The 20,114-nt window shown below is 62.2% G+C and carries 16 protein-coding genes; 10 read left to right on the forward strand and 6 right to left on the reverse strand.

The window, feature by feature from the left end:
• Positions 1 to 13 precede the first annotated feature (13 nt).
• Both ACA046_RS21550 and ACA046_RS21555 read right to left on the reverse strand, forming a co-directional pair.
• Positions 14 to 907: a SctD/MshK family protein gene (locus tag ACA046_RS21550; RefSeq protein WP_497674928.1), complete on the reverse strand. Its 894-nt coding sequence runs from the start codon at positions 905 to 907 to the stop codon at positions 14 to 16.
• Positions 908 to 1,022: 115 nt separating this feature from the next.
• Positions 1,023 to 1,184 carry a hypothetical protein gene (locus tag ACA046_RS21555; RefSeq protein ID WP_003207273.1) on the reverse strand — a complete coding sequence of 54 codons (162 nt, stop codon included), beginning with the start codon at positions 1,182 to 1,184 and terminating at the stop codon, positions 1,023 to 1,025.
• Between the two features lie 563 nt (positions 1,185 to 1,747).
• Between ACA046_RS21555 and ACA046_RS21560 the strand changes: the two genes are divergently transcribed.
• A complete protein-coding gene (locus ACA046_RS21560) occupies positions 1,748 to 4,966 on the forward strand; it encodes a type III effector HrpK domain-containing protein (RefSeq protein WP_497674929.1) in 3,219 nt (1,072 codons plus the stop codon).
• A gap of 72 nt (positions 4,967 to 5,038) precedes the next feature.
• The gene (locus ACA046_RS21565; protein WP_167664493.1) at positions 5,039 to 5,485 is read left to right on the forward strand and encodes a winged helix-turn-helix domain-containing protein; all 447 of its coding nucleotides are present in this window, start codon (positions 5,039 to 5,041) and stop codon (positions 5,483 to 5,485) included.
• A gap of 836 nt (positions 5,486 to 6,321) precedes the next feature.
• Here ACA046_RS21565 and ACA046_RS21570 read toward each other — a convergent pair.
• Positions 6,322 to 7,182, reverse strand: a complete 861-nt coding sequence (locus ACA046_RS21570) for a Dyp-type peroxidase (protein ID WP_076014160.1) — start codon at positions 7,180 to 7,182, stop codon at positions 6,322 to 6,324.
• A 28-nt stretch (positions 7,183 to 7,210) separates the two neighbouring features.
• Positions 7,211 to 7,933: an ArsR/SmtB family transcription factor gene (locus ACA046_RS21575; protein WP_497674930.1), complete on the reverse strand. Its 723-nt coding sequence runs from the start codon at positions 7,931 to 7,933 to the stop codon at positions 7,211 to 7,213.
• Positions 7,934 to 8,060: 127 nt separating this feature from the next.
• On the opposite strand from ACA046_RS21575, the gene ACA046_RS21580 reads away from it, so the two are divergent.
• The 3 genes from ACA046_RS21580 to ACA046_RS21590 all read left to right on the forward strand — a co-directional run bounded on the left by ACA046_RS21580 (position 8,061) and on the right by ACA046_RS21590 (position 12,248).
• Complete coding sequence (locus tag ACA046_RS21580) at positions 8,061 to 9,323, forward strand: MFS transporter (RefSeq protein WP_497674931.1); 1,263 nt, start codon at positions 8,061 to 8,063, stop codon at positions 9,321 to 9,323.
• A gap of 78 nt (positions 9,324 to 9,401) precedes the next feature.
• Positions 9,402 to 11,027: an NADP-dependent glyceraldehyde-3-phosphate dehydrogenase gene (locus ACA046_RS21585; protein ID WP_076014163.1), complete on the forward strand. Its 1,626-nt coding sequence runs from the start codon at positions 9,402 to 9,404 to the stop codon at positions 11,025 to 11,027.
• Positions 11,028 to 11,186: 159 nt separating this feature from the next.
• Positions 11,187 to 12,248 (forward strand): FUSC family protein, encoded by a 1,062-nt coding sequence (locus ACA046_RS21590; RefSeq protein WP_459029359.1) that lies wholly within the window; start codon positions 11,187 to 11,189, stop codon positions 12,246 to 12,248.
• On the opposite strand, the gene ACA046_RS21595 is transcribed toward ACA046_RS21590, so the two are convergent.
• Positions 12,249 to 13,112, reverse strand: coding sequence for a LysR family transcriptional regulator (locus ACA046_RS21595; protein WP_497674932.1), 864 nt, complete (start codon positions 13,110 to 13,112; stop codon positions 12,249 to 12,251).
• A gap of 106 nt (positions 13,113 to 13,218) precedes the next feature.
• Here ACA046_RS21595 and ACA046_RS21600 point away from each other — a divergent pair, with 106 nt between their 5' ends.
• Positions 13,219 to 14,064, forward strand: coding sequence for an alpha/beta fold hydrolase (locus ACA046_RS21600; RefSeq protein WP_459022305.1), 846 nt, complete (start codon positions 13,219 to 13,221; stop codon positions 14,062 to 14,064).
• A gap of 229 nt (positions 14,065 to 14,293) precedes the next feature.
• Here the strand turns inward: ACA046_RS21600 and ACA046_RS21605 are convergent, their stop codons facing one another.
• Positions 14,294 to 15,046: a TetR/AcrR family transcriptional regulator gene (locus ACA046_RS21605; RefSeq protein ID WP_076014166.1), complete on the reverse strand. Its 753-nt coding sequence runs from the start codon at positions 15,044 to 15,046 to the stop codon at positions 14,294 to 14,296.
• A 366-nt stretch (positions 15,047 to 15,412) separates the two neighbouring features.
• Between ACA046_RS21605 and ACA046_RS21610 the strand changes: the two genes are divergently transcribed.
• Genes ACA046_RS21610 through ACA046_RS21625 form a run of 4 tightly spaced genes read left to right on the forward strand, consistent with a single transcriptional unit; the run spans position 15,413 to position 20,042 of the window.
• Positions 15,413 to 16,117 carry an ABC transporter ATP-binding protein gene (locus ACA046_RS21610; RefSeq protein ID WP_459022307.1) on the forward strand — a complete coding sequence of 235 codons (705 nt, stop codon included), beginning with the start codon at positions 15,413 to 15,415 and terminating at the stop codon, positions 16,115 to 16,117.
• Positions 16,114 to 17,313 carry an ABC transporter permease gene (locus ACA046_RS21615; RefSeq protein WP_318303159.1) on the forward strand — a complete coding sequence of 400 codons (1,200 nt, stop codon included), beginning with the start codon at positions 16,114 to 16,116 and terminating at the stop codon, positions 17,311 to 17,313. Before ACA046_RS21610 ends, ACA046_RS21615 begins: the two co-directional genes overlap by 4 nt.
• Positions 17,306 to 18,787, forward strand: a complete 1,482-nt coding sequence (locus ACA046_RS21620) for a TolC family protein (protein ID WP_167663121.1) — start codon at positions 17,306 to 17,308, stop codon at positions 18,785 to 18,787. Before ACA046_RS21615 ends, ACA046_RS21620 begins: the two co-directional genes overlap by 8 nt.
• Positions 18,777 to 20,042, forward strand: a complete 1,266-nt coding sequence (locus ACA046_RS21625; RefSeq protein ID WP_459022312.1) for an efflux RND transporter periplasmic adaptor subunit — start codon at positions 18,777 to 18,779, stop codon at positions 20,040 to 20,042. Before ACA046_RS21620 ends, ACA046_RS21625 begins: the two co-directional genes overlap by 11 nt.
• The last annotated feature ends 72 nt before the right edge of the window (positions 20,043 to 20,114 follow it).

Consider the following 20,114-nt stretch of genomic DNA (forward strand, 5'->3'; position numbering starts at 1 on the left):
GAAAAAAGCAGCGTCATAGGGTGAAGGTGAAGCGTTCTTCGCCACGGGCGAGGATCACCTGGTTGTTCTCGATGCGTTCCAGTACCCAGTTGTCGGACAGGGCCGCGCCGGGGTACAGGCGCTTGCCGCTGTCGTTGATCACATAGGGATGGGTGCCGAACCACACCGCTTGAAAGCGCACCCGGGGCCGCGCCGCATCCGCGCGCACCGCAACCCGCGGGTTGAGCACAATCTGCTGGCCATAACGCTGGTCGAAGGCTTGTTGCAAGGCGACCCACTGGGGCTTCTGTGCCCGCTCGAAGGAGCCGACGGCGTTGAGTTGGCCATCGACGTCGTTGACCTTCACGGCGTCCAGGTGGGCGGCTTGTAATTGCCCTTCGAACCAGGCCTTGGCCTCGGCACGGGAAGGCTTGGCCACGGTTTTTTCGGCGACTGGCAGTACGGCCTGCGCTTGCGGTGGATCGTTGCGAAATGCCAAGGCACCTGCGCACACGAACAGCAAGGCGCTGGCGATGATCCACGGGGTGAATGTGCGTGTTGCCACAAGCGGTTTTTCAGGGCTGCCCGGCAGCGCCAGGCTCACACCCGCCGTGCCGATGCGCAGTTGCAGCGGCAGCCGCGCGCGATGGCCGCTGCCTTGGGGAATACGAATATCACCGGCAGTGCCAGTGATCAAGACATCACCGCCAAGGGCTTCGACGGCCACCTGTGCACCTTCAAAACGCAGGCGCAGATGCAGTTCGGCGATTCCGGGATCGCTGAGCAGAAGGTCGGCAGCCAGCGCGGCGCCAAGGGTGTAGACCGGCTGGTCGAGCATCAGGGAACTGCCCTGGTGCAAACCGTGGGTCACGAGCAGGGTCGGCGCGCCGTTCGCGGCGGGCAGGCCCAGGGAAATCAAGGCTGTCATGGTTGGGTTTGCCCCCTTGAGAATCACAGGTCGCAACCACACCTGTGCCGATCAACAACGGTGCAACGGGGTAACGCAGGTATACGGGCAGCGCCGGCGCTGCCCGTATGGCGAATCAGTTCTGCGGACGCTGTTTGGTGGCGTCGAGCTCTGCTTTTTTCGCGGTGCTGATCTCGGTGATCTTGGCCGACTTCTCGATGGCCATGTTGAAAGTTGCTTCCATCTTCGCGATAGCGTCGTCGGCGCCGCCTGCACTTACTGGTGGAGTAGTAGCCATGTTCAATCTCCTTGCATCGATAGGGAAGTTAAGCCGCATGCAAACCGAACCGAACTCCCAGCGTCAGACAGTGAGTTGGCAATGCAGCTGTCGGTTTGCATGGGACCCATACTACTCACGAATAAAACGCCTTCGCTGTGAAAGCTTGTGAAACGTTCGCGGCGGTCGCTGTGAAAAAACCGGCTCAATGCGGCGTTGAGAAAATCTCATCGCCGTACGGGTGTTGAACTTTTCCTGAAAAACCGATACACGCCACGGCCCAATGATTACAGGGCTTTTGCGCTCTAAAATGAACCACCTTGAACCATTCGACACCCTTAACACCCATGAAAAACCGTCGACCACTCAACATTCCTTAAAAAATAAGCCGACAACTTCACACTTTTAACTAATAGCCATTTGCCCAACTTCCAAGATATTTCCATTTGTAACAAAACCGACTTGATCATCGCGTTTTATAGCTCGGCGCGGGCCGGATCAATAACACTTCGCAACTTTATCTGGCCCCAGTTAGTGCACTTGCACTAAATACCGACTTATATAAAACAACTTCCAGGTGATCTATGACTGCGATCCCAAATGGCCTTGATCCTGCTGACAACAAGGGCCCGGATGGCTCCCGGGGCACGTTCGAAAAAGCCCTGTTCACCGCCGTCGACCGGCCGGTATTCGATCCCTCGAAAATCCGCGGCCCGTCCATCCCGCTGCCTTACCAGAACGTGCAGGCACCGGTGAACAACAGCATCACCTACACCCCGCTGGGCAGCGACAAGCCGGTGACCCTCAAGCAGATCGACAACCCCCGGCTGTTTGAGCAATTGGTCAACCAGTACAACGCGCAGCAAAGCGATGCGACGCTTGAGAAGAACCTGGCTGACAGCAAAAGCGCCGGCTACAAGGAGGCCGACGCCAGCACCGTGGCGCCCGGCTTGGGCAATTACAAGGCGATCGGCAGTACCACGGAATTGGGTCCGGGGTTGATCCGCTACGAGACCAGCGCCGGCGACAAAATCGTGGTCAGCCAGAAGGAAACGCCCGCGCTGTTCGCTCAGGTCAGCGGCGATTCGGCCAAGCTTTTTGCGATCAACGCCAGCCAGGCCGAGGGCTACCGCCTGGCCGGCCCCACCGAAACCATGGACCCGGCCGCGAAGATCGGCCCACCCGAGGAAGTCGGCCCAGGCCTGATTCGCTATACCACCGCCGCAGGCGACAAGGTTATCGTGTCCCAGGACATCACCCCGGCGCTGTACGACCAAGTGGCCAAACTGTATGCCGGCAGCACCGGCGCCGCGGGTGCCTCGGACACGTCCTGGATCGACACGTCGTCGTTCGGCGTATCCGGCGCCAAGGACTGGGACACCATCACCGGCAACACCAGCGGCACGCCGACCAAGGAAGAACTCGACCTGAACCGGCCGAAGGCGGCCGCGCAATTGCTCTCGCAAAACTGGGACGCCTGGGGCCTGCACGGCGCGCCGATCGACTTCGCCAACCCGCCGACGACCCTGCCGCCCGAAGCCCAGGCCGTGCTCAAGTACGTGGCCAGCAGCCCGAGCCTGATGGCCGCGCTGGACACCGGCGGGCGCGGCAAGGCCGACAACGTGATCACCCATTCGGACGTCGACCACTTCATCGACAACGCCGGCAAGGACCTCGGCGCCGCGTCGAAATCCTATGGCAGCTTCCTCGGCAGCCACCCCGGCGACCTGGCCAAGGCCAACGCCAAGTCCGCGGCGATCCTGATGGCCAACGAAAGCCTGTCTGCCGGCGCGGGTCCGGCGATGCGTCCCGGTGACGCCAACGAGCGCAGCAACGACGGCATGCTGCGCACCGACAACCTGCAAGCCTTGGGCAGCGATTCGGCACTGAGTACCGAGCTGACCGGCGCGGCGGCCATGTGGTCCAGACCCGGGATGTTCCATGCCCTGGAAACCGGTGGCGACAACCCGGCCACCGGCAAGTCGGACGGCATCGGCACCCGCGACAACATCGGCGCCTGGCTGGAAAAACAGGCGCCAAAATCCGACAGCGACACACTGACCTTCCTCGACGGCGCCGCCACCCGTGATGCCGTCGCCGGCGTCGACACCTCGGGCCTGACCGCCGACATCCTGGCCAACCCGCAGAACTACAGCGGCGAACAGAAAGCCGCGGTACTGGTGCAACTCACCGATGCGCAAACCCGCCTGCTGGTGAGCGACTACGTGCCCCACTCCGGGCTGATGGACAAGTACACCTCGCCCCACTACGGCCTCAACCCCAACGAAGACAAGATCAAGGCGCAGCTGCAAAGCGGCATCGAAACCCTCTCGGCCGATCCGGACGTGCAAGGCTTCCTGCAAAACAATCGCGGCCCGGCACTGGCCGACATCGTCGACAGCAACCCGACCCTGAAAGTCGCGATGCAGAACTACTACACCCACTCCATCGAGACCGGCCAAAACCTCAACGACAACCTCAACGCCAAGGACCAGAACGGCAAGCAGATCGACATGGGCATAGGCCTGCAAAACGCGGCCAACGACACCACCATCGCCAACCTGGCGCTGGCGGGCAACGGCCATGTGGACCTGACCGGCATCGCCGACAAGGCCGGGCAAAGTGACAACATTCAGCAGTACTACAAAAACCAACTGGTGACCGGCAAGGCCTTTACCGACGCAGTGGCCGGCGGCATGGACCCCACCGTCGCGGCCAGCAGCTTCGCCGCCAGCACTGCCTCGGCCCAGGCCTTCCTCGGCGACAAAGCCTCAGCAGAGGACGCCGCCACCTTGCAGGTGAACTTCAACGAAGCGCTTGGCGATGCGCTGCTCGGCGGCGCCACCACCGACACCCTGAACATCACTTTGGGGGACGGCAAGGGCAACTTCGACGAAGCCAAAGTCACCGCGGCGATCAACGACGCCCAGCAGAAAGACCCGCAGATGTTCGTCACCTCGGACGGCGGCAAGATCGACCCGGCGCAAGTGGTGTCGATGCTGCGTTCGGTGTGGGACATCGGGCGCCAGGGCGACAAGATCGCCGACGCATTGCCCAAGGCCATCGAAGGCATGAAGTTCGGCGACGTCAGCCCGGCGTTCAAACAAGGCCTGCTGCACATCGGCAGCGCGGTGCTGATGAGCGGCGTGCTGATGGCCCGTTCGGCCAGCGGCAGCAACACGCCGGTGGCGGATGCGAACCGGGTATCCGCCGGCCTGCAATTTGCCGGGTTGTTGATGGAGGGTGGTACCAAATACGCCAAGGAGGCGGGTTACGGCATCACGTGGGTCAATCGTCCGGACGGCGGCACCATCGGTGACTTCCCCGGCAAGGTGCCCGTGGGCAAGGGCCCGCTGAGTCCGCAGCAAATCGCCAATCTCGGTGCGGTCGGGAAGATTATCGGGTCGGCGGGCGGGATTATCGGCGGCGTGATCGGGGTGATTGGCGGTGTCGACTCGTTGAAAAAAGGTGATTACCTGAGCGGCAGTTTCTCGGTGGCCACCGGTGTGCTGGGCACGGGTGCGGCGGTGGCCGGATTGGTGGAGGCCGGGGCCGGGTTGTATGGCGCTACGGAAATCGGTGCGGTGGCCGGGACCATCAGCGGCATCCTCGGCGGGGCTACGGCGATACTCGGCGGGATCGGCAGCGCCTTCCTGCCCTTCGCCCTGGCCGATGCTCATGGCAAGGCGCAGGACGCGTTCTATGGGCAGCTTGTGCCGGTGCTCAAGCAATATGGTTTGACTGGCGGGCCGACGGAGCCGGGCGATTATCCGGAAGATCCGATCCCTGCGATCAACACCTGACCTTCCCTTGCAGCCTTGCGCGAAGGGAGCCGTGCGGGGTTGTGTTTTTGAACATGCATAAAGGTTAATCACATGACGTATTCACAACGCAGCCGACTTGAAGACAGCGCTTTTGAAATTCACTTTGGGCCTTATCGCCTGCTGCCCAAACGTCATCTGCTGCTGAAAAACGGTGAGCCGGTGAGTTTGGGGAATCGGGCCCTGACGTTGCTGATTGCCCTCGCCTCCCGGCCTGGTGAGCTGTTGGAGAAGACCCAATTGCTGGACATCGCCTGGCCACGGTTGGTGGTGGAGGAATGCAACCTGCGGGCGCAGATCAAGGCGATCCGCCGGGCGTTGGGGGATGAAGATTCGGTGTACATCGCGACGGCGACGGGCCAGGGGTATCGGTTTGTCGCGCCGACCTGGGTTGAGCGTGAGGCGCTGAAAAAGCCCGTGGTGTTGGGGGTTTATAGTTGTCGGCGTTGTTTGGGGGGTGATTTGGATCGGGGGCATATCCAGTATTTGGGTAACGGCTGAAATGGGTTCCGCTCTTACAGCGGCTCACTTTTGAAAGGAGCCGGAATGCCGGCCCAGCCAAAAGTAACCAAAAGGCTCTTGCCCCACCACTCGGCACCTCGCTAATGCTCGGTGTGCCCGCACTCCGGCAGCACGAAGCGGGCCGCCGCGACGGGGCGTCCCTGCCCCGTCGCGGCTAAACCGGCGTCCTGCCGGTTTACCCGCTCCGTACTGCCTGCGTTCGGCCAGCGTGGTTTAACGGGGCGCCTAAGATCAAGATCAAAAGCAGATCAAGGGCACAGCGGCCTATAGGCCGGCTTGAGTGTGGTGAAGCAACAGCAACAGCAAGATCAGAAGCCAAAGCGGGCACGGTCTAAATGTGGGAGCGGGCTTGCTCGCGAAGGTCGTTAACGAAGACGTTGGCATTCTGGATGAACGCGGCGGTCTCAGGTTTTTCGCGAGCAAGCTCGCTCCTACAGAAAAGCAGCTCTGCTTTTGCTTTTAACACTCAAGCCGGCCTGTAGGCCGCTGTGCTGTTGCTTTTGATCTGGCTTTTGATCTTGATCTGCGGGCCCCGTCAACCACGATGGCCGCAAGCAGGCACGGTGGAGCGGGTAAATCGGCAGGGAAGCCGATTTAGCCGCGCCGGGCCATGGATGGCCCGTCGCGGCGACCCGCGGAATCGGGCCGGAGTGCGGGCATGCCGAGCCTAGGCGAGGCACCGAGTGGTGGGGCAAAGACCTTTTGGTTACTTTTGGCTGGGCCGGCATTCCGGGCGTTTGCCAAAAGTGACCCGCTGTAAGAGCGGAACCCTAAGTGGCCGTTACCTAAATAACGGATATGCACCCAAAACCACCTCAGAGAACCAAGCTCAAATCCACCCGCCCATCACGCACCGGCGGACACCAGTAATACCCACCAGTCAAAGGCTTACTAATGCGATACAACCCATCAACAATCCCATCCTCAAGCCCACTCATCCGCCGCAGTTGCGCTTCAAACGCATCAAACGAATGCCCAAACGCCAGGAACATCAACCCCGCCTGACCATTCTCGGCCCAAGGCATCGACCGCCGCACCACAAACGCCTCAGGGGTAAAACTCTCCTGAGCCGTACGCTTGGTGTGCGCCGACTCCGGCGCGTCCTCCAGCTCCTCGTTATCACCATGACGCCGACCAATAATGTGATCCCGCTCCAGAGCCGGCAACGCCGCAAACCCATCCAGATCATGCTGCCACTGCTGGATCGCCGCAAAGCTCGCACCACCCGGCGCCACCGCCGCATCCACCGCCGCATCATCATGCGGATTCTCAGTACCATCCTCATAATCAGTCAGGTCAAACCCGGTCTTGTAGCGAAACCCCTCGGTCATCTGCACCAGACCAAACCCCGGCGCCAGGGCCTTCTCGAATGCCCGGCTGCGCAACAGCAACTCACCGCGATCCACACCATGCAACCAGACCCACAGCGCCTGCTGGGTCGACGGATTCTCCGCCCCCGGCCCGCTCACATGAGGGAACGCCCGCAACCCGTCAATCCGGGCACCAAGGGCATTGACCAGCGGCTCACCAAAACCGACCACCGCATTGGCGTCCACCAGCTGCACCAGCGCATCCAGTGCGGCAGGCACGGCATCCAGCGACTCAATGGCAAAAAACAGATGGCGTGCCTGCAACGGCACCGGTGCGGCAAGAATGCCCGGCTGGTACTGACTCATGTGAACTCCTTTAAGAAAGCCGCGCAGTTTACCCGGCGAGCGCCCGGTTGTGCTCAAGGTTTTCAAGGGCTCGCGGGTCGAGGTTCAACTGCGCCTTGAGTTGCGCCCAGCCTTTGGGCGTGACCAGCACCGCGCGGGAAGTTTTCGAGCGGCGCAGCCAGTCGGCTTCGCACAGGGCATTCAGCAGTTGAACGCCCAGGGGACCCGCCAGGTGATGGGTGCGTTCGGTCCAGTCCAGGCACTGGCGCGCCAAACCCTCCCGCGTGGGCTTGAGAGCTGCCACGTCGACGCCGAGCCCGGCAAACCACTGCGTCCCAGCCGGAAGGAGTTCGTAGCGTTTGTCCTCCACCGCAAGGATATAGCCGCCGTTCTCCAGGGCCTGGGTGATGGCGACGCCCATTTGCCCGGCCAGGTGGTTGTAGCAGCAGCGGGCAAATCGCAGGCCCTGTGCCTGGCGCTCCAGGGGTTTGGCCGGCACCGGTGTGATCACGCTGAGGTACTCGATGGCCCGCGCCACGTGCGCACCGGCCAGGCGGTAATAACGATGCCGGCCCTGGGTTTCGCAGGTCAGCAAACCACCGGCCAATAGCTTGGCCAAGTGGGTGCTGGCGGTTTGCGGGGTGACGGAAGCGGCATGCGCCAGTTCACCGGCCGGCAACGCGCGGCCGTCGAACAGCGCCAACAGGATCGCAGCGCGGGCAGGCTCGGCGATCAGGGCGGCGACGTCGGAAAAGTTGGCAGCAATGGGCATGGCAGGTCTCCAGCAGGACCGCGCCAGTATAGGCGCACCGGACGACGCCATGCTTCGATCACCGTCGAAGCATCGGCCCGGGCGCTCACGCTAGATTCGCCGCCTGGTTCTTCAAGGATGATCCGTAATGCCTTCTCCTCTTCTTGCACAACGCCGGGTACTGGCCGCCACCAGCCTGAGTTATGTGTTGGTGATACTCGACACCTCCATCGTCAATGTCGCCCTGGAACGCATCGCAACCACGTTGCACACCGGCATCAGCGGGCTGCAATGGATGGTCAGCGCCTATACCTTGAGCTTTGCCAGCCTGTTGCTCAGTGGCGGCGCGCTGGGGGATCGCTTCGGCGCCCGCCGCCTTTATCTGGTGGGGTTGCTGTTGTTTACCCTGGCCTCGTTGCTGTGTGGTGTGTCCGGGGACTGGATGACCCTGGTGGCAGCGCGGGTGTTGCAAGGCGTGGGGGCGGCGCTGTTGGTGCCCAGTTCGCTGGCGCTGATCAACCAGGCGTTTGTCAACGACGCGGCCGGACGCGCGACGGCCATCGGGGTGTGGGCGGGTTGCGGCGGTATTGCGATGGCGGCCGGGCCGCTGGTGGGCGGCGTGCTGATCGAGCTGTTTGGCTGGCGCAGTATTTTCCTCGCCAACCTGCCGCTGGGGCTGATTGCGATTGCCTTGAGTGCCCGCCTCAACGCCAGTGAGCGCTCGCCAAGGGCGCTGGACCTGCGCGGTCAGTTAAGCGCGATCCTGGCACTGGCAACGTTGATCGGCGTGCTGATCGAAGGCCCGGTGCGCGGTTGGTCTTCCACGCCGATCCTGTTGGCCAGCCTGCTGAGCGTTGTGGCCTGGATCGCCTTCCTGCGGATTGAAACCCGCCAGGCGCAGCCGATGCTGCCGCTCAAGTTGTTCGCCAACCCGGTGTTCAGCGCCTGTGTCGCGGTGTCGCTGATATCGGCGCTGATGCTCTACGGCCTGGTGTTTCTGCTGAGCCTGTATTTCCAACGAGTACTGGGCTACTCCCCGTTATGGACGGGCCTGGCGTTTCTGCCGCTGACCGCGCTGGTGAGCCTGGGCAGCCTGGTCGCCAGCCGTCTGGTCCGAGCCTGGGGCAGCGAACGGTTGATTGGCGTCGCGTTGCTTTTATACCTGGCGGGTTTCGGCCCGATGTTGCTCTACGGCCCCACCACATCCTACCTGTGGATCGCCCTGCCGATGCCGGTGATCGGCCTCGCCGCCGGGTTGATCACCCCCGCCGCCACCAGTGCCTTGATGGGCGCCGTGGACAAGCACCGCGCGGGCATTGCCGCCAGTACCCTCAACGCCGCCCGACAGGTGGGCGCGGCGCTGGGGGTGGCGCTTTTCGGCGGCCTGTTGGCGGGCCACTTGTGGGCGTAATGCGTCTAGCCCTTGCCACGCGGGGCGTTGATGGGTGAATCTCTAGTCACGTTTTGCATCCATTCCAGGGGTAGCGACATGACCACCGACAACCTGCTCGCCCAGCTGTTTCCCACTGCCGCCGAGATTCCCGAGCAATTCCGGCTCGCGGCGCCCATTGAACAACGTGATTACCTGGTCGGCGGCCAGTTGCATGTGTGGAACGGCCCCTTGGCCGAAGTGCGTAGCCCGGTGCAGTTGCGCGGCGCTGACGGCGACACGCCGGTAATCATCGGCAGCACCCCGCTGCTGGACGCCGACACGGCCTTGACCGCCCTCGACGCCGCCGTGGCCGCCTACGACCGTGGCCAGGGCGCGTGGCCGACCATGCGCGTGGTGGATCGCATCCAGCATGTCGAAGCGTTTTTGCGGCGCATGCGTGAACAACGGGACGCGGTGGTCAAGCTGCTGATGTGGGAGATCGGCAAGAACCTCAAGGACTCGCAGAAAGAGTTCGACCGCACCTGCGACTACATCACCGACACCATCAATGCCCTCAAGGAACTCGACCGCCGCTCCAGCCGCTTCGAGCTGGAACAGGACACCCTCGGGCAAATCCGCCGGGTGCCGCTGGGTGTGGCGCTGTGCATGGGGCCTTACAACTACCCGCTGAACGAGACCTTCACCACGTTGATCCCGGCGCTGATCATGGGCAATACCGTGGTGTTCAAGCCGGCCAAGCTCGGCGTGCTGCTGATTCGCCCGTTGCTGGAGGCGTTCCGCGACAGCTTCCCGGCCGGCGTGATCAACGTGATCTACGGCAGCGGCCGCGAGACGGTCAGCGCGCTGATGGCCAGCGGCAAGATCGATATCTTTGCGTTTATCGGCACCAACAAGGCCGCCAGTGACTTGAAGAAACTGCACCCGAAACCGCACCGCCTACGCGCGGCGTTGGGCCTGGATGCGAAGAATCCCGGGATCGTGCTGCCTCAGGTCGACCTGGACAATGCGGTCAGCGAAGCGGTTACCGGTTCGCTCTCTTTCAATGGCCAGCGTTGCACCGCGTTGAAGATCCTGTTTGTGCATGAAGATGTGGTGGACAGCTTTATCGAGAAATTCAACCGCAAGCTGGCGACCCTCAAGCCTGGCATGCCGTGGGAAGACGGCGTGTCGCTGACGCCGCTGCCCGAGCAGGGCAAGGTCGATTACCTCGGCGGCCTGGTCACCGACGCGCTGGCCCACGGCGCCAAGGTGGTGAACGAAAATGGCGGCGCCAGCCGTGGCTCGTTCTTCTACCCGGCGGTGCTGTACCCGGTGAACCCGCAGATGCGCGTGTACCACGAGGAGCAGTTCGGCCCGGTGGTGCCGATCGTGCCTTACCGCGACCTTGAGACGGTGATCGACTACGTGCTGGAATCGGACTTCGGCCAGCAACTGAGCATCTTCGGCACCGACGCGGGTGAAGTCGGACGGCTGGTGGACGCGTTCGCCAACCAGGTGGGCCGGATCAATATCAATGCCCAATGCCAGCGCGGGCCGGACAGCTTCCCGTTCAACGGGCGCAAGAACTCGGCCGAGGGCACACTGTCGGTACATGATGCGCTGCGGGTGTTTTCGATCCGTACCCTGGTGGCAACCAAGTTCCAGGCGAGCAACAAGGAGCTGGTGAGCGATATCCTGCAGGAGCGCACGTCGAGCTTCTTGACCACTGACTATATTTTCTGAGCCCTACACCGATCTAAAAATGTGGGAGCGGGCTTGCTCGCGAAGGCGTGGTTCAGTCGCCGGATGTATTGACTGACACGCCGCCTTCGCGAGCAAGCCCGCTCCCACATTTGGACCGTGTGAATCCTTACTGACGAGGCCACATCCAGATTGATGAACCTGCACTTGCCCCTCTTCGCGCGCCGCTTGCTGCGCCCGCTGCTGGACCCGTATCGGCGCTACCGTCACGCCAAATTGATCCATGCGGTACGGGTTTCCATTGGGTTGCTCGCGACGATCCTGCTCACCACCGGCATCAACCTGCCCCACGGTGAATGGGCCTCGGTGACGATGCTGATCGTGATCGGCGGTTTGCAGCACCACGGCAATATCGGCAAGAAAGCCGTCGAACGCGCCTACGGGACGTTGATTGGTGCCAGCGTCGGCTTGCTGCTGGTGGTGCAGGAGACGTACCTGGGCCAGCCGCTGTTGACCTATTTGCTGATGTCGGTGGTGTGCGGGTTCTTTTCCTATCACGCCATCGGCAAGGGTGGGTACATTGCGTTGTTGTCGGCAATCACCGTGTTTATCGTCGCCGGCCATGGCGACAATCCGTTGTCGGACGGGTTGTGGCGCACCGTCGACATTCTGATCGGCATCGTGCTGGCCCTGGCGTTTTCCTTCGCCCTGCCGCTGTATGCGGTGTATTCCTGGCGCTACAACCTGGCCAGTGCCTTGCGCGATTGCGCAGCGATTTATAGCCGGATCATCAGCGGCCAGTCGGTCACCGATGATGAGCACCTCAAGCTGCTGAATCGACTGAATGCAGCGATGCTGCAATTGCGCTCGTTGATGCCGTCGGTGTCCAAGGAAGTGCGGATTTCCATGACCGAGCTGGACACCCTGCAGCGGCATTTGCGGATGTGCATCAGCACCCTGGAGATTCTCGGCAACACCCGGCCCGATCCACGGGACAAGGAAGCCCTGGCGCGGATGCAGGTGGGGTTGAAGGCCGAGCATCGGCAGATTCGGGTGCAGTTGATCGGCATGGCACGGGCGCTGCAATCCGGGGCGACCGACCGGCTGGAACGACCGAGTAGTACGCCGACCCACGAGCAGACCTTTGAAGTGCCGGTGGTCAACGCCCTGGATGGTTACCGGTTATTGACCCTGCAACTGGCGGCCAATATTGATGGCATGCGCCAGCGGCTGGCTAAAACCGCCAGCCATTGGAAAATCTGATCAGCCGCGGTGCAGCGCCTGTACCAACAGTTGCTGCAACGCCTGCAACCGGGGCTCGGGGCTGTGCTCGGCAAAGCGCAACACGTTCGCCACTTCGGGCAACGGCATCTGCTGGTCGAAGGGGCGATGCACTTCCACGCGCTTGTCGAGGTGGTCGCTGCTGAGCAGGCCGACGCCCAGCCCGGCGGCGATGGCCGATACCACGCCTTCCACCGACCCGCACTCCACCACCACCTGCCAACGAATCCCCACTGCACTCAGGCGTTCCTGCGCCAGTTGCCGGTAAAAGCAGCCGGGGCCGAAGGTGACCAGCCGCACGCAAGCATCAGCGGTGTACTGCCAGCCGGGCCGGGCGCACCAGTGCACCTGTTCGGTCCACAGCAACTGGTCCCGCGCTTCGATATGCGGGATGAAATCCTGGTGCAGCGCCAGGTCCAGCTCGCGGTCCACCAGGGCCTGGCGCAGCACGTGGCTCTGTTCGACCACGATCCGCACATCCAGCTGGCGGTGCTGCCGAGAAAACTGGCCGAGCAAGTTCGACAATTCGGCCATCGGCACCTGTTCGGTGGCGCCCAGGCGGATGGAGCCTTGCAATTGCACTGGGTTGAAATGCGCCAACGCGGCGTCGTGGGCCTCGATGATGCGCCGGGCGTGGACGAGCAGTTGCGCGCCGTCGTCGCTGGCAACCAGGCGCTGACCCTCGCGCTGGATCAATGGCCGTTCGAGTTGTTTCTCCAGGCGCTTGATCCTCCAACTGACCGCCGACTGGCTGAGGTTGAGGCGCTCGGCTGCACGGGTGACGCTGCCGGTTTCGACCACGGTTTGCAGGGCTCGCAGCACATCGATGGGCAGTCGCTGGTTCATGATCAACACCTATGACAAAAACAGGATTGGTTGAGAGTAAGTTGTCATTGGCGTCATGACCAGCGGCACTTTAGGGTAAAGCCTTCATTCACCGCGAGGATTTGCCATGACTGCCCTGCTTAACGAAACCGCTCTGATCAACGGTTGGCGCATTGCCACTGGCCGCCATGGCGAGGGGCTGCCGGTGCTGTTGCTGCACGGCACGCCCGCCCACTCCATCATCTGGCGCAAGGTGGTGCCGCGCCTGACTGCCGCCGGCATGCAGGTCCATTTGTTCGACATGTTGGGTTTTGGCGCTTCGGAGCGTCCACTCCAGGGGGATACGTCGGTGGCTGTGCAAAGCCGCTTGATTGGCGATTTGCTGGACCACTGGGGGCTCGAGCGTGTGCACCTGGTGGGCCATGACATCGGCGGCGTCAACGCGCTGCTGTTTGCCCTTGACCATCCACAGCGGGTGCACTCATTGACGGTCGCCGACGCGCCCAGCTATGACTCGTGGCCATCGCCCACCTGGCGCGGGATTCATCAGCGATTTGCCGAACATGCGCGCATGGCGCCGGATGAACACCGCACGTTGATGACCCGACAACTGGCCATGGCCGTGTCCGACAAGAGCGTGATGCAGGGTGCGCTGCTGGAGGAATACCTGGCGCCGATCAGTGGCGTGATCGGCCAGCCGGCGTTCTACCAGCATCAGGTGGCGCATTACGACTCGCGGTATACCGCCGATTTCGCTGAGCGCCTGCCGGGCCTGGACATGCCGGTGCAGATTTTGTGGGGCGCTGAAGATGAATGGCAGCCGCTGGTTTATGCACATCGCTTGCAACAGGACATTCGTGGGGCAGAGCTGCACGTGGTGGAGAACGCCGGGCACTTTCTGATGGAGGATGCGCCGGAACGGGTGAGCAAGTACCTTTTGGACTTTATTGGCCGGGCTCACTGTCAACGCTGACAGCCATTTGTCGGGTTTACACAAGCCATTAGACTTCACACTTTCTCTTACATATTTTTCACGTTTTATTCACATCCAGAGACGTAGGGTAAAGCCTCATCCGTTACAAACGTTGCACATCAAGGCCCGCCGCCCCAGCGGGCTTTTTTTTGCCCGGGATTTGAGTTTTCGCAAGGATGTGTACAGGTGGATCAAGCAAGCCGGCTCATTGCGAGCCGGCCTTGATGTGTCAGCGAGCAACCTTGTTGACAGGCGACGACGCTTGCTCACGAATCGCACGCTGAGTGTCGAGCACCCGCGCCAGAGCCGTTTCAGCTTCAGGGCTTTGCTGCGGCACGCGAATCGCAGCCGACACCAGGGTGATCAGCTTGGCCATCACCTCGGCGTCCGTCGCCGGCCGCCCCAGGCTCATGGAATTCATCAGCAAACGCAGCTCGGTACCGGCCATTACCCCGGAGATTGCCTTGAGGGCAAATTGCAGGCGCACCCCCAACTCATTACGCGGCAAGTCCGGCAAGGCCAGGGCGAATGCTTCAAAGAAGCGTTGGAACACCGGCTGGTAATGCACCTTGAGGTATTCCTGGATAAACGGCGAAGTGTCGCTGTACACCCGTCCCAGGAAGCGGATGAATGAACGCCCCTCCCCACTGGCCGGATCGCTGCGCTCCAGGCCCATGGCCGGCGCGAACAGCACACCGAGCAAGGTGTCGCAGTCCAGCGGGCCGTCGGATTCGGCTTCGCACCTTGCCAGCAACTCCAGGCGCTGCTCGTTGAGCGGCTCCAGGCGCTGCATCAGCAGGGTTTTCATCAGGGAATCCTTGTCCCCGAAGTGGTAGTTCACCGCAGCGAGATTGACCTGGGCCCTTTCGGTTATCTGCCGCAACAAAACCGCGTCATAGCCGTATTTGATGAAAAGAGCCTCTGTCGCATCCAGCAATCGAGTCTTGGTAACGTTTGGAGCGCTGAGTTTCTTCGCGACCATAGGGGGTGGGGTTCCACTGCGGAAATATTGTTTTAAAAAATAATTTGATTTTTTATACCGGGGCCGCTGCCCGAAAGCAAGTAGTGACACTGCGCCATACTATTCAAAGCCAACAGCGACGGGCTCGTTGAGGGTAGTCGAAGGACTTTTGAAGCGCTTGAAATGCCTCTTTCAAGAATCGTTTCAAAGGGTAAAACCGCTCTATATCCATGGCTGGCGGAACAGCTGGATCGCGGTTAGTATTCAAACAATATTTTAAAAACAAGAAATAAAACCAGTCCGTGACGCGTACCAGGCGGCTCCTGAACTTGTTACAAGGATTTTCGGGGGAAGCACGGCGCTGTCGAGGCTGCAGGCGTAGTCACGATGACAGATACCCCCGCGCACCCAGGCTTCATCTCCCTGCAAGGCATCGGCAAAAGCTATCAGCTGGCCGGGCAACACCTGTCGATTCTCACCGATGTATGCCTGGCCATCGAAACCGGCGACAGCTGCGGCATTCTCGGCGCGTCCGGCTCCGGTAAAAGTACCCTGCTCAATATCCTCGGCCTGCTCGACTTGCCCGACTGTGGCCAGTACCGCTTTGCCGGCCATGACATCTTCAGCGCCAGCCCCGACCAACTGGCCGCGATCCGCAATCAGCAGATCGGTTTCGTCTTTCAAAGCTTCAACTTGCTGCCACGCCTCAGTGCACTGGACAACGTTGCCCTGCCCCTGAGCTATCGCGGCGTATCACGCCATGACTCGGTGGAACAGGCTTTGCGCATGCTCGACCAAGTGGGCCTGGCCGACCGTGCTCACCATCGCCCGGCCGACCTTTCCGGCGGCCAGCGCCAACGGGTCGCCATCGCGCGGGCGTTGGTCGGCAACCCGTCGGTGATCCTCGCCGACGAACCCACCGGCAACCTCGACAGCACCACCGCCCAGGAGATCATGGACCTGCTGCTGGCGCTCAATCGCGAGCAGCAGGTGACGCTGATTATTGTCACCCACGACCCGCACATCGCCGAGCGCCTGAATCGCAAGATCCTGGTGCGTAATGGCGTGGTGCAAGAGGCCGGGCGCCTATGAGCCTGCGGATCGAACAAAGCCTGAGCCAGTTGCTGCACGAGGCGTTTGTCAGCCTGCGCACCCTGGGCAAGCGCTCGATCCTGGCCCTGTTGGGTATCGTCATCGGCAGTTCCTCGGTGGTGGCACTGATCAATATCGGGCACAACGCCGCCGAGGACGCGGCGATGATTTTCAAGGACATGGGCACCGACACCCTGGTGGCGCAATTTCCACCCAAAGGCGCCAGCAACGCACAGATGCCGGCCAGCCTCGACCTGGAAGCCGTGCGCCGTAGCGTGCCCGGCATCGCCCATATCGCCTCGGTCTCGCTGTTCAGCGGGCCAGTGGTGTTCCACGGCCGCACCTTCAACGCAAGCTTTGTTGGCACGACGCCAGACTTGAAGGACGCGATGCGTCTATCCGTGCGCGACGGGCGTTTCCTGTCGAGTTTCGATGCGGGCGAAACCTATGTGGTGATCGGTGACCAAATCGTCCAGGCCTTGAGCGCGCCCGGCGACCCGCTGCAACTGGGCGACCGGGTGCGCATCAACGATTACCTGTTCCTGGTGGTCGGGATTCTGCACAGCCAGCCCCGGGCGATGCTGATCCCGGTACAGGCCAACGAATCGCTGTTCTTGCCCGCCCCGGGCATGCGCCGGATCTATGCCAGCCCGCAAGTCGGCAATGTGATTATCCGCGCCACTCCCGGCCAGGATATGGAACGTGTTGCCCAAGAGGCGACCGTGGCGCTAAGCAGCCAACTCACCGACCACGATGTCGACATCCAGGTGCCCCAGCAAATGATCGACGGCATGACCCGGCAAAGCCGCACCTTCGCCTACCTGCTGCTGGCCTTGGGCGCGATATCCCTGGTGGGCGGCGGCGTCGGGGTGATGAACGTGATGCTGATGAACGTCTCGGAACGACGCCGGGAAATCGGGATTCGCATGGCCCTCGGCGCGCGCCAACGAGACATTCGCAACCTGTTCCTGCTGGAGGCCGTGACGTTGACTGCCGTGGGGGCACTGTGCGGCGCAGTGCTGGGCATGACCGCCGCGTATCTGTATGCCTGGCTGTCCGGCTGGCAGTTTTCCCTGGCGGTGGCCGCGCTGCCGCTGGGGGTGGGGAGTACGTTGCTGGTAGGCCTGTTTTTCGGGATCTACCCGGCAGTCTCCGCCTCGCGGCTGCAGCCGGTGGAGGCCCTGCGCGATGAATAAACGGCTGCTGTTGTTGATCGCCCTGGTGAGCTTGCACAGCGTGGCCGCCGACGTGGTGATTCGCCCCTCCGCGCCCAGTACCACCCGCAGTGGCTACGAACGCAGTGTGTCGCTGAATGCCCAGTCCACCACCCTGACCCTGGGGGATGCGGTGTACCTGGGCCTGCGCAACAACCCGGCGATTCGCAGCGCCTACCTGCAGCGGGTGGCGCAGAAATTCGACCTGCGGGTGGCCGAAGACACCTTCAACCCCAAGCTGACCCTGAACAGCTACTACCGCACCACTAAAGGCACTGAAGACAGCTCCCGCAACGCCAACCTCGCGCCCAATGCCACCTTGCTCAGTGAGTACGGCACGCGGCTGAGCATGAACTGGACCCAGCAACTGAACAATGCCGATCGCGCCGGGCGCTACCGCAGCGACGGCCTCGACCTGTCGGTGATCCAGCCCCTGATGCGTGGCGCCGGCTGGAACGCCACCACCGCGCCGCTGCGCCTGTCACGCCTGGCGGAGCAGGCCAACCGCCTGAACCTCAAGGCCAACGTGGCGCAGACCATCAGCAATATCATCGCCACCTACCGCGAACTGCTGCGGGCCCAGGAACAGTTAAGCATCGTCCAGGACGCCCTCAAGCGCTCCGACACCTTGCTGGAGGTCAACAAGGCGCTGATCAGTGCCGGGCGCATGGCCGAGTTCGAGATCGTGCAGACCGAAGCCGATATCGCCACCCAGCAACTGGGGGTGGAAGAAGCCCAGAACCAACTGGACACCAGCCGCCTGGCCCTGCTGCGCCTGCTGGCCCTCGACCTGTCGACACCTATCCGTGCTACCGAAGCCCTTGAAGCCAAGCGCATGGACATCGACAAGCACCAGGCTTTCCTCCTGGCGCAGAACCAGCAACCGGAATACCTCGCCACCCTGCTCGGCAGCCAGCAGGCCGACCTCAACCTGGTGATCGCCAAGGACTCCGGACGCTGGCAAGTGGACCTGGTGGCCGGCGCCAACCAGATTCGGGCCGCCACCGACAACGACAACGGCTCTTCGAATAACCGGCGCTGGGACAGCTACGCCGGTGTGCAGGTGCAGATTCCCATCGGTGATATCAGCACCCGCCAGGCCGAGGTGCACGCGCGAGTCGACGTGGAAAACCAGGAGATCATCATCGCCGACGCCCGCCAGCAACTGGAGCGCGACGTCAACGACGTGGTGCGCGACCTGGGCACCCGCTGGCGTCAGTATGAAATTTCACAGCGGGCGGTGGAGTTGTCCAAGCGCAAGATCGAAATCGAACGGGAAAAACTCAGCGCCGGGCGCTCCACCAACTTCCAGGTACTGAGTTTCGAAACCGACCTGCGCAACGCCGAGAACTCGCGACTCAATGCACTGATTGCCTATTTGAACGCCCAGACTCAGTTCGACCTGACCCTGGGCATGACCCTGGAAAGTTGGGAAATCGCCCTCAATGACTACTAATAAAAAGCGCCTGCTGGGTGCCGTGTTGATTGTGCTGGTGGCCGGTGTCGGCATCACGCTGCTCAGCCGTCAAAGCCCGGCCGCCAACCCGCCCGGCAACGCCGAACAGTGGCTGGAGGTGAAAGTCGACCCACTGGTGCATCAGATCGGCCTGGTGGGCAAGATCGAGCCTGACACCACCATCACCCTCACCGCGCCGTTCGACGGCAATGTGCAGGCCAACCTGGTGGAACAGGGCCAGCGGGTGGAAGCCGGCCAGGTGCTGCTGCGCATGGACCCGGCCACCGTTGAAGTGCAACTGCGCGACGCCCTCTCGGCGCAGCTCAAGGCCCGACGCACCGTGCAGGAAATGCAGGACTGGGACAGCGGCCAGCAAGTCGGGCGCGCCCGCCGCACCCTGCGCACCGCCGAGATGACCGCCAGCAACACCCAGCGCAAACTCACCGAAAGCGAGAACCTGTTCAAGCGCGGCATCATCCCGCGCAACGAACTCGATGACCTCAAGCAACAGGCCACCCAGCAACAGCTGGACCTGGTGGCCGCCCGTGGCGAACTGCAACAGGCGATGGAGCAAGGCAAGGGCGAATACCGACAGATCGCCGATATGGAGCTGACCAACGCCACGGTGAAATATGACGCCCTGCGCACCTTGCTGGATGGCAAGGAGGTCAAGGCGCCGTTCTCCGGCATTGTGGTGCCGGCGCCGGGCAGTAACTCATCGGCCCAGGGTGGCGGGAACAACAACACGCCGGTGCAGGCCGGGAGCAAGGTCAGCCAGGGCCAGGTGCTGTTTGGGCTGGCGAACATCGAGAAGCTGAAAATCGTCGCCAAGGTCTCGGAGCTGGATATCAACCAGTTGCATCAGGGCCAGGCCGTGGAGGTAATGGGCGACGGGTTTGACGGGGAACGGCTGACGGGGTCGGTCAGTGTGGTCAGTGGCTTGGCGATTGCCAGCGACAGCCAGGGCAGCGCGCAGTTTCCGGTAACCCTGTCGATTCCCAAGCTGACTGCGCAACAACTGCAACGGGTGCGGCTGGGGATGAGTGCGCGGTTGACCATCGTGACCTACAACAATGACCAGGCGATTGTCGTACCGGCCCAGGCGATCAGTCGCGGGGATGGGGTGACGACTGTGGAATATCGCGCGGCGATGGATAAGCCGATGGAGCGAGTGACGGTGAAAACCGGGCAGTCGACGGCGCAGGGGGTGGAGGTGTTTGGGTTGAAGCCGGGGTTTGTGAAGGTCGGGCCATGAACCCCGACCTGTAGGAGCTGGCTTGCCTGCGATAGCAATCTGTCAGTTGATAAAGATGCAGCTGACCCACCG

The sequence above is a fragment of the Pseudomonas sp. LBUM1641 genome (assembly GCF_059716235.1).

Excerpts from the sequence above, each read along its gene's own strand:
- ACA046_RS21570 (WP_076014160.1), bottom strand. The coding sequence starts at position 7,182 with ATGAGTCAGTACCAGCCGGGCATTCTTGCCGCACCGGTGCCGTTGCAG.
- ACA046_RS21600 (WP_459022305.1), top strand. The coding sequence starts at position 13,219 with ATGACTGCCCTGCTTAACGAAACCGCTCTGATCAACGGTTGGCGCATT.
- ACA046_RS21585 (WP_076014163.1), top strand. The coding sequence starts at position 9,402 with ATGACCACCGACAACCTGCTCGCCCAGCTGTTTCCCACTGCCGCCGAG.
- ACA046_RS21555 (WP_003207273.1), bottom strand. The coding sequence starts at position 1,184 with ATGGCTACTACTCCACCAGTAAGTGCAGGCGGCGCCGACGACGCTATC.
- ACA046_RS21610 (WP_459022307.1), top strand. The coding sequence starts at position 15,413 with ATGACAGATACCCCCGCGCACCCAGGCTTCATCTCCCTGCAAGGCATC.
- ACA046_RS21580 (WP_497674931.1), top strand. The coding sequence starts at position 8,061 with ATGCCTTCTCCTCTTCTTGCACAACGCCGGGTACTGGCCGCCACCAGC.
- ACA046_RS21595 (WP_497674932.1), bottom strand. The coding sequence starts at position 13,112 with ATGAACCAGCGACTGCCCATCGATGTGCTGCGAGCCCTGCAAACCGTG.
- ACA046_RS21620 (WP_167663121.1), top strand. The coding sequence starts at position 17,306 with ATGAATAAACGGCTGCTGTTGTTGATCGCCCTGGTGAGCTTGCACAGC.
- ACA046_RS21615 (WP_318303159.1), top strand. The coding sequence starts at position 16,114 with ATGAGCCTGCGGATCGAACAAAGCCTGAGCCAGTTGCTGCACGAGGCG.
- ACA046_RS21575 (WP_497674930.1), bottom strand. The coding sequence starts at position 7,933 with ATGCCCATTGCTGCCAACTTTTCCGACGTCGCCGCCCTGATCGCCGAG.
- ACA046_RS21550 (WP_497674928.1), bottom strand. The coding sequence starts at position 907 with ATGACAGCCTTGATTTCCCTGGGCCTGCCCGCCGCGAACGGCGCGCCG.
- ACA046_RS21565 (WP_167664493.1), top strand. The coding sequence starts at position 5,039 with ATGACGTATTCACAACGCAGCCGACTTGAAGACAGCGCTTTTGAAATT.
- ACA046_RS21625 (WP_459022312.1), top strand. The coding sequence starts at position 18,777 with ATGACTACTAATAAAAAGCGCCTGCTGGGTGCCGTGTTGATTGTGCTG.
- ACA046_RS21560 (WP_497674929.1), top strand. The coding sequence starts at position 1,748 with ATGACTGCGATCCCAAATGGCCTTGATCCTGCTGACAACAAGGGCCCG.
- ACA046_RS21605 (WP_076014166.1), bottom strand. The coding sequence starts at position 15,046 with ATGGTCGCGAAGAAACTCAGCGCTCCAAACGTTACCAAGACTCGATTG.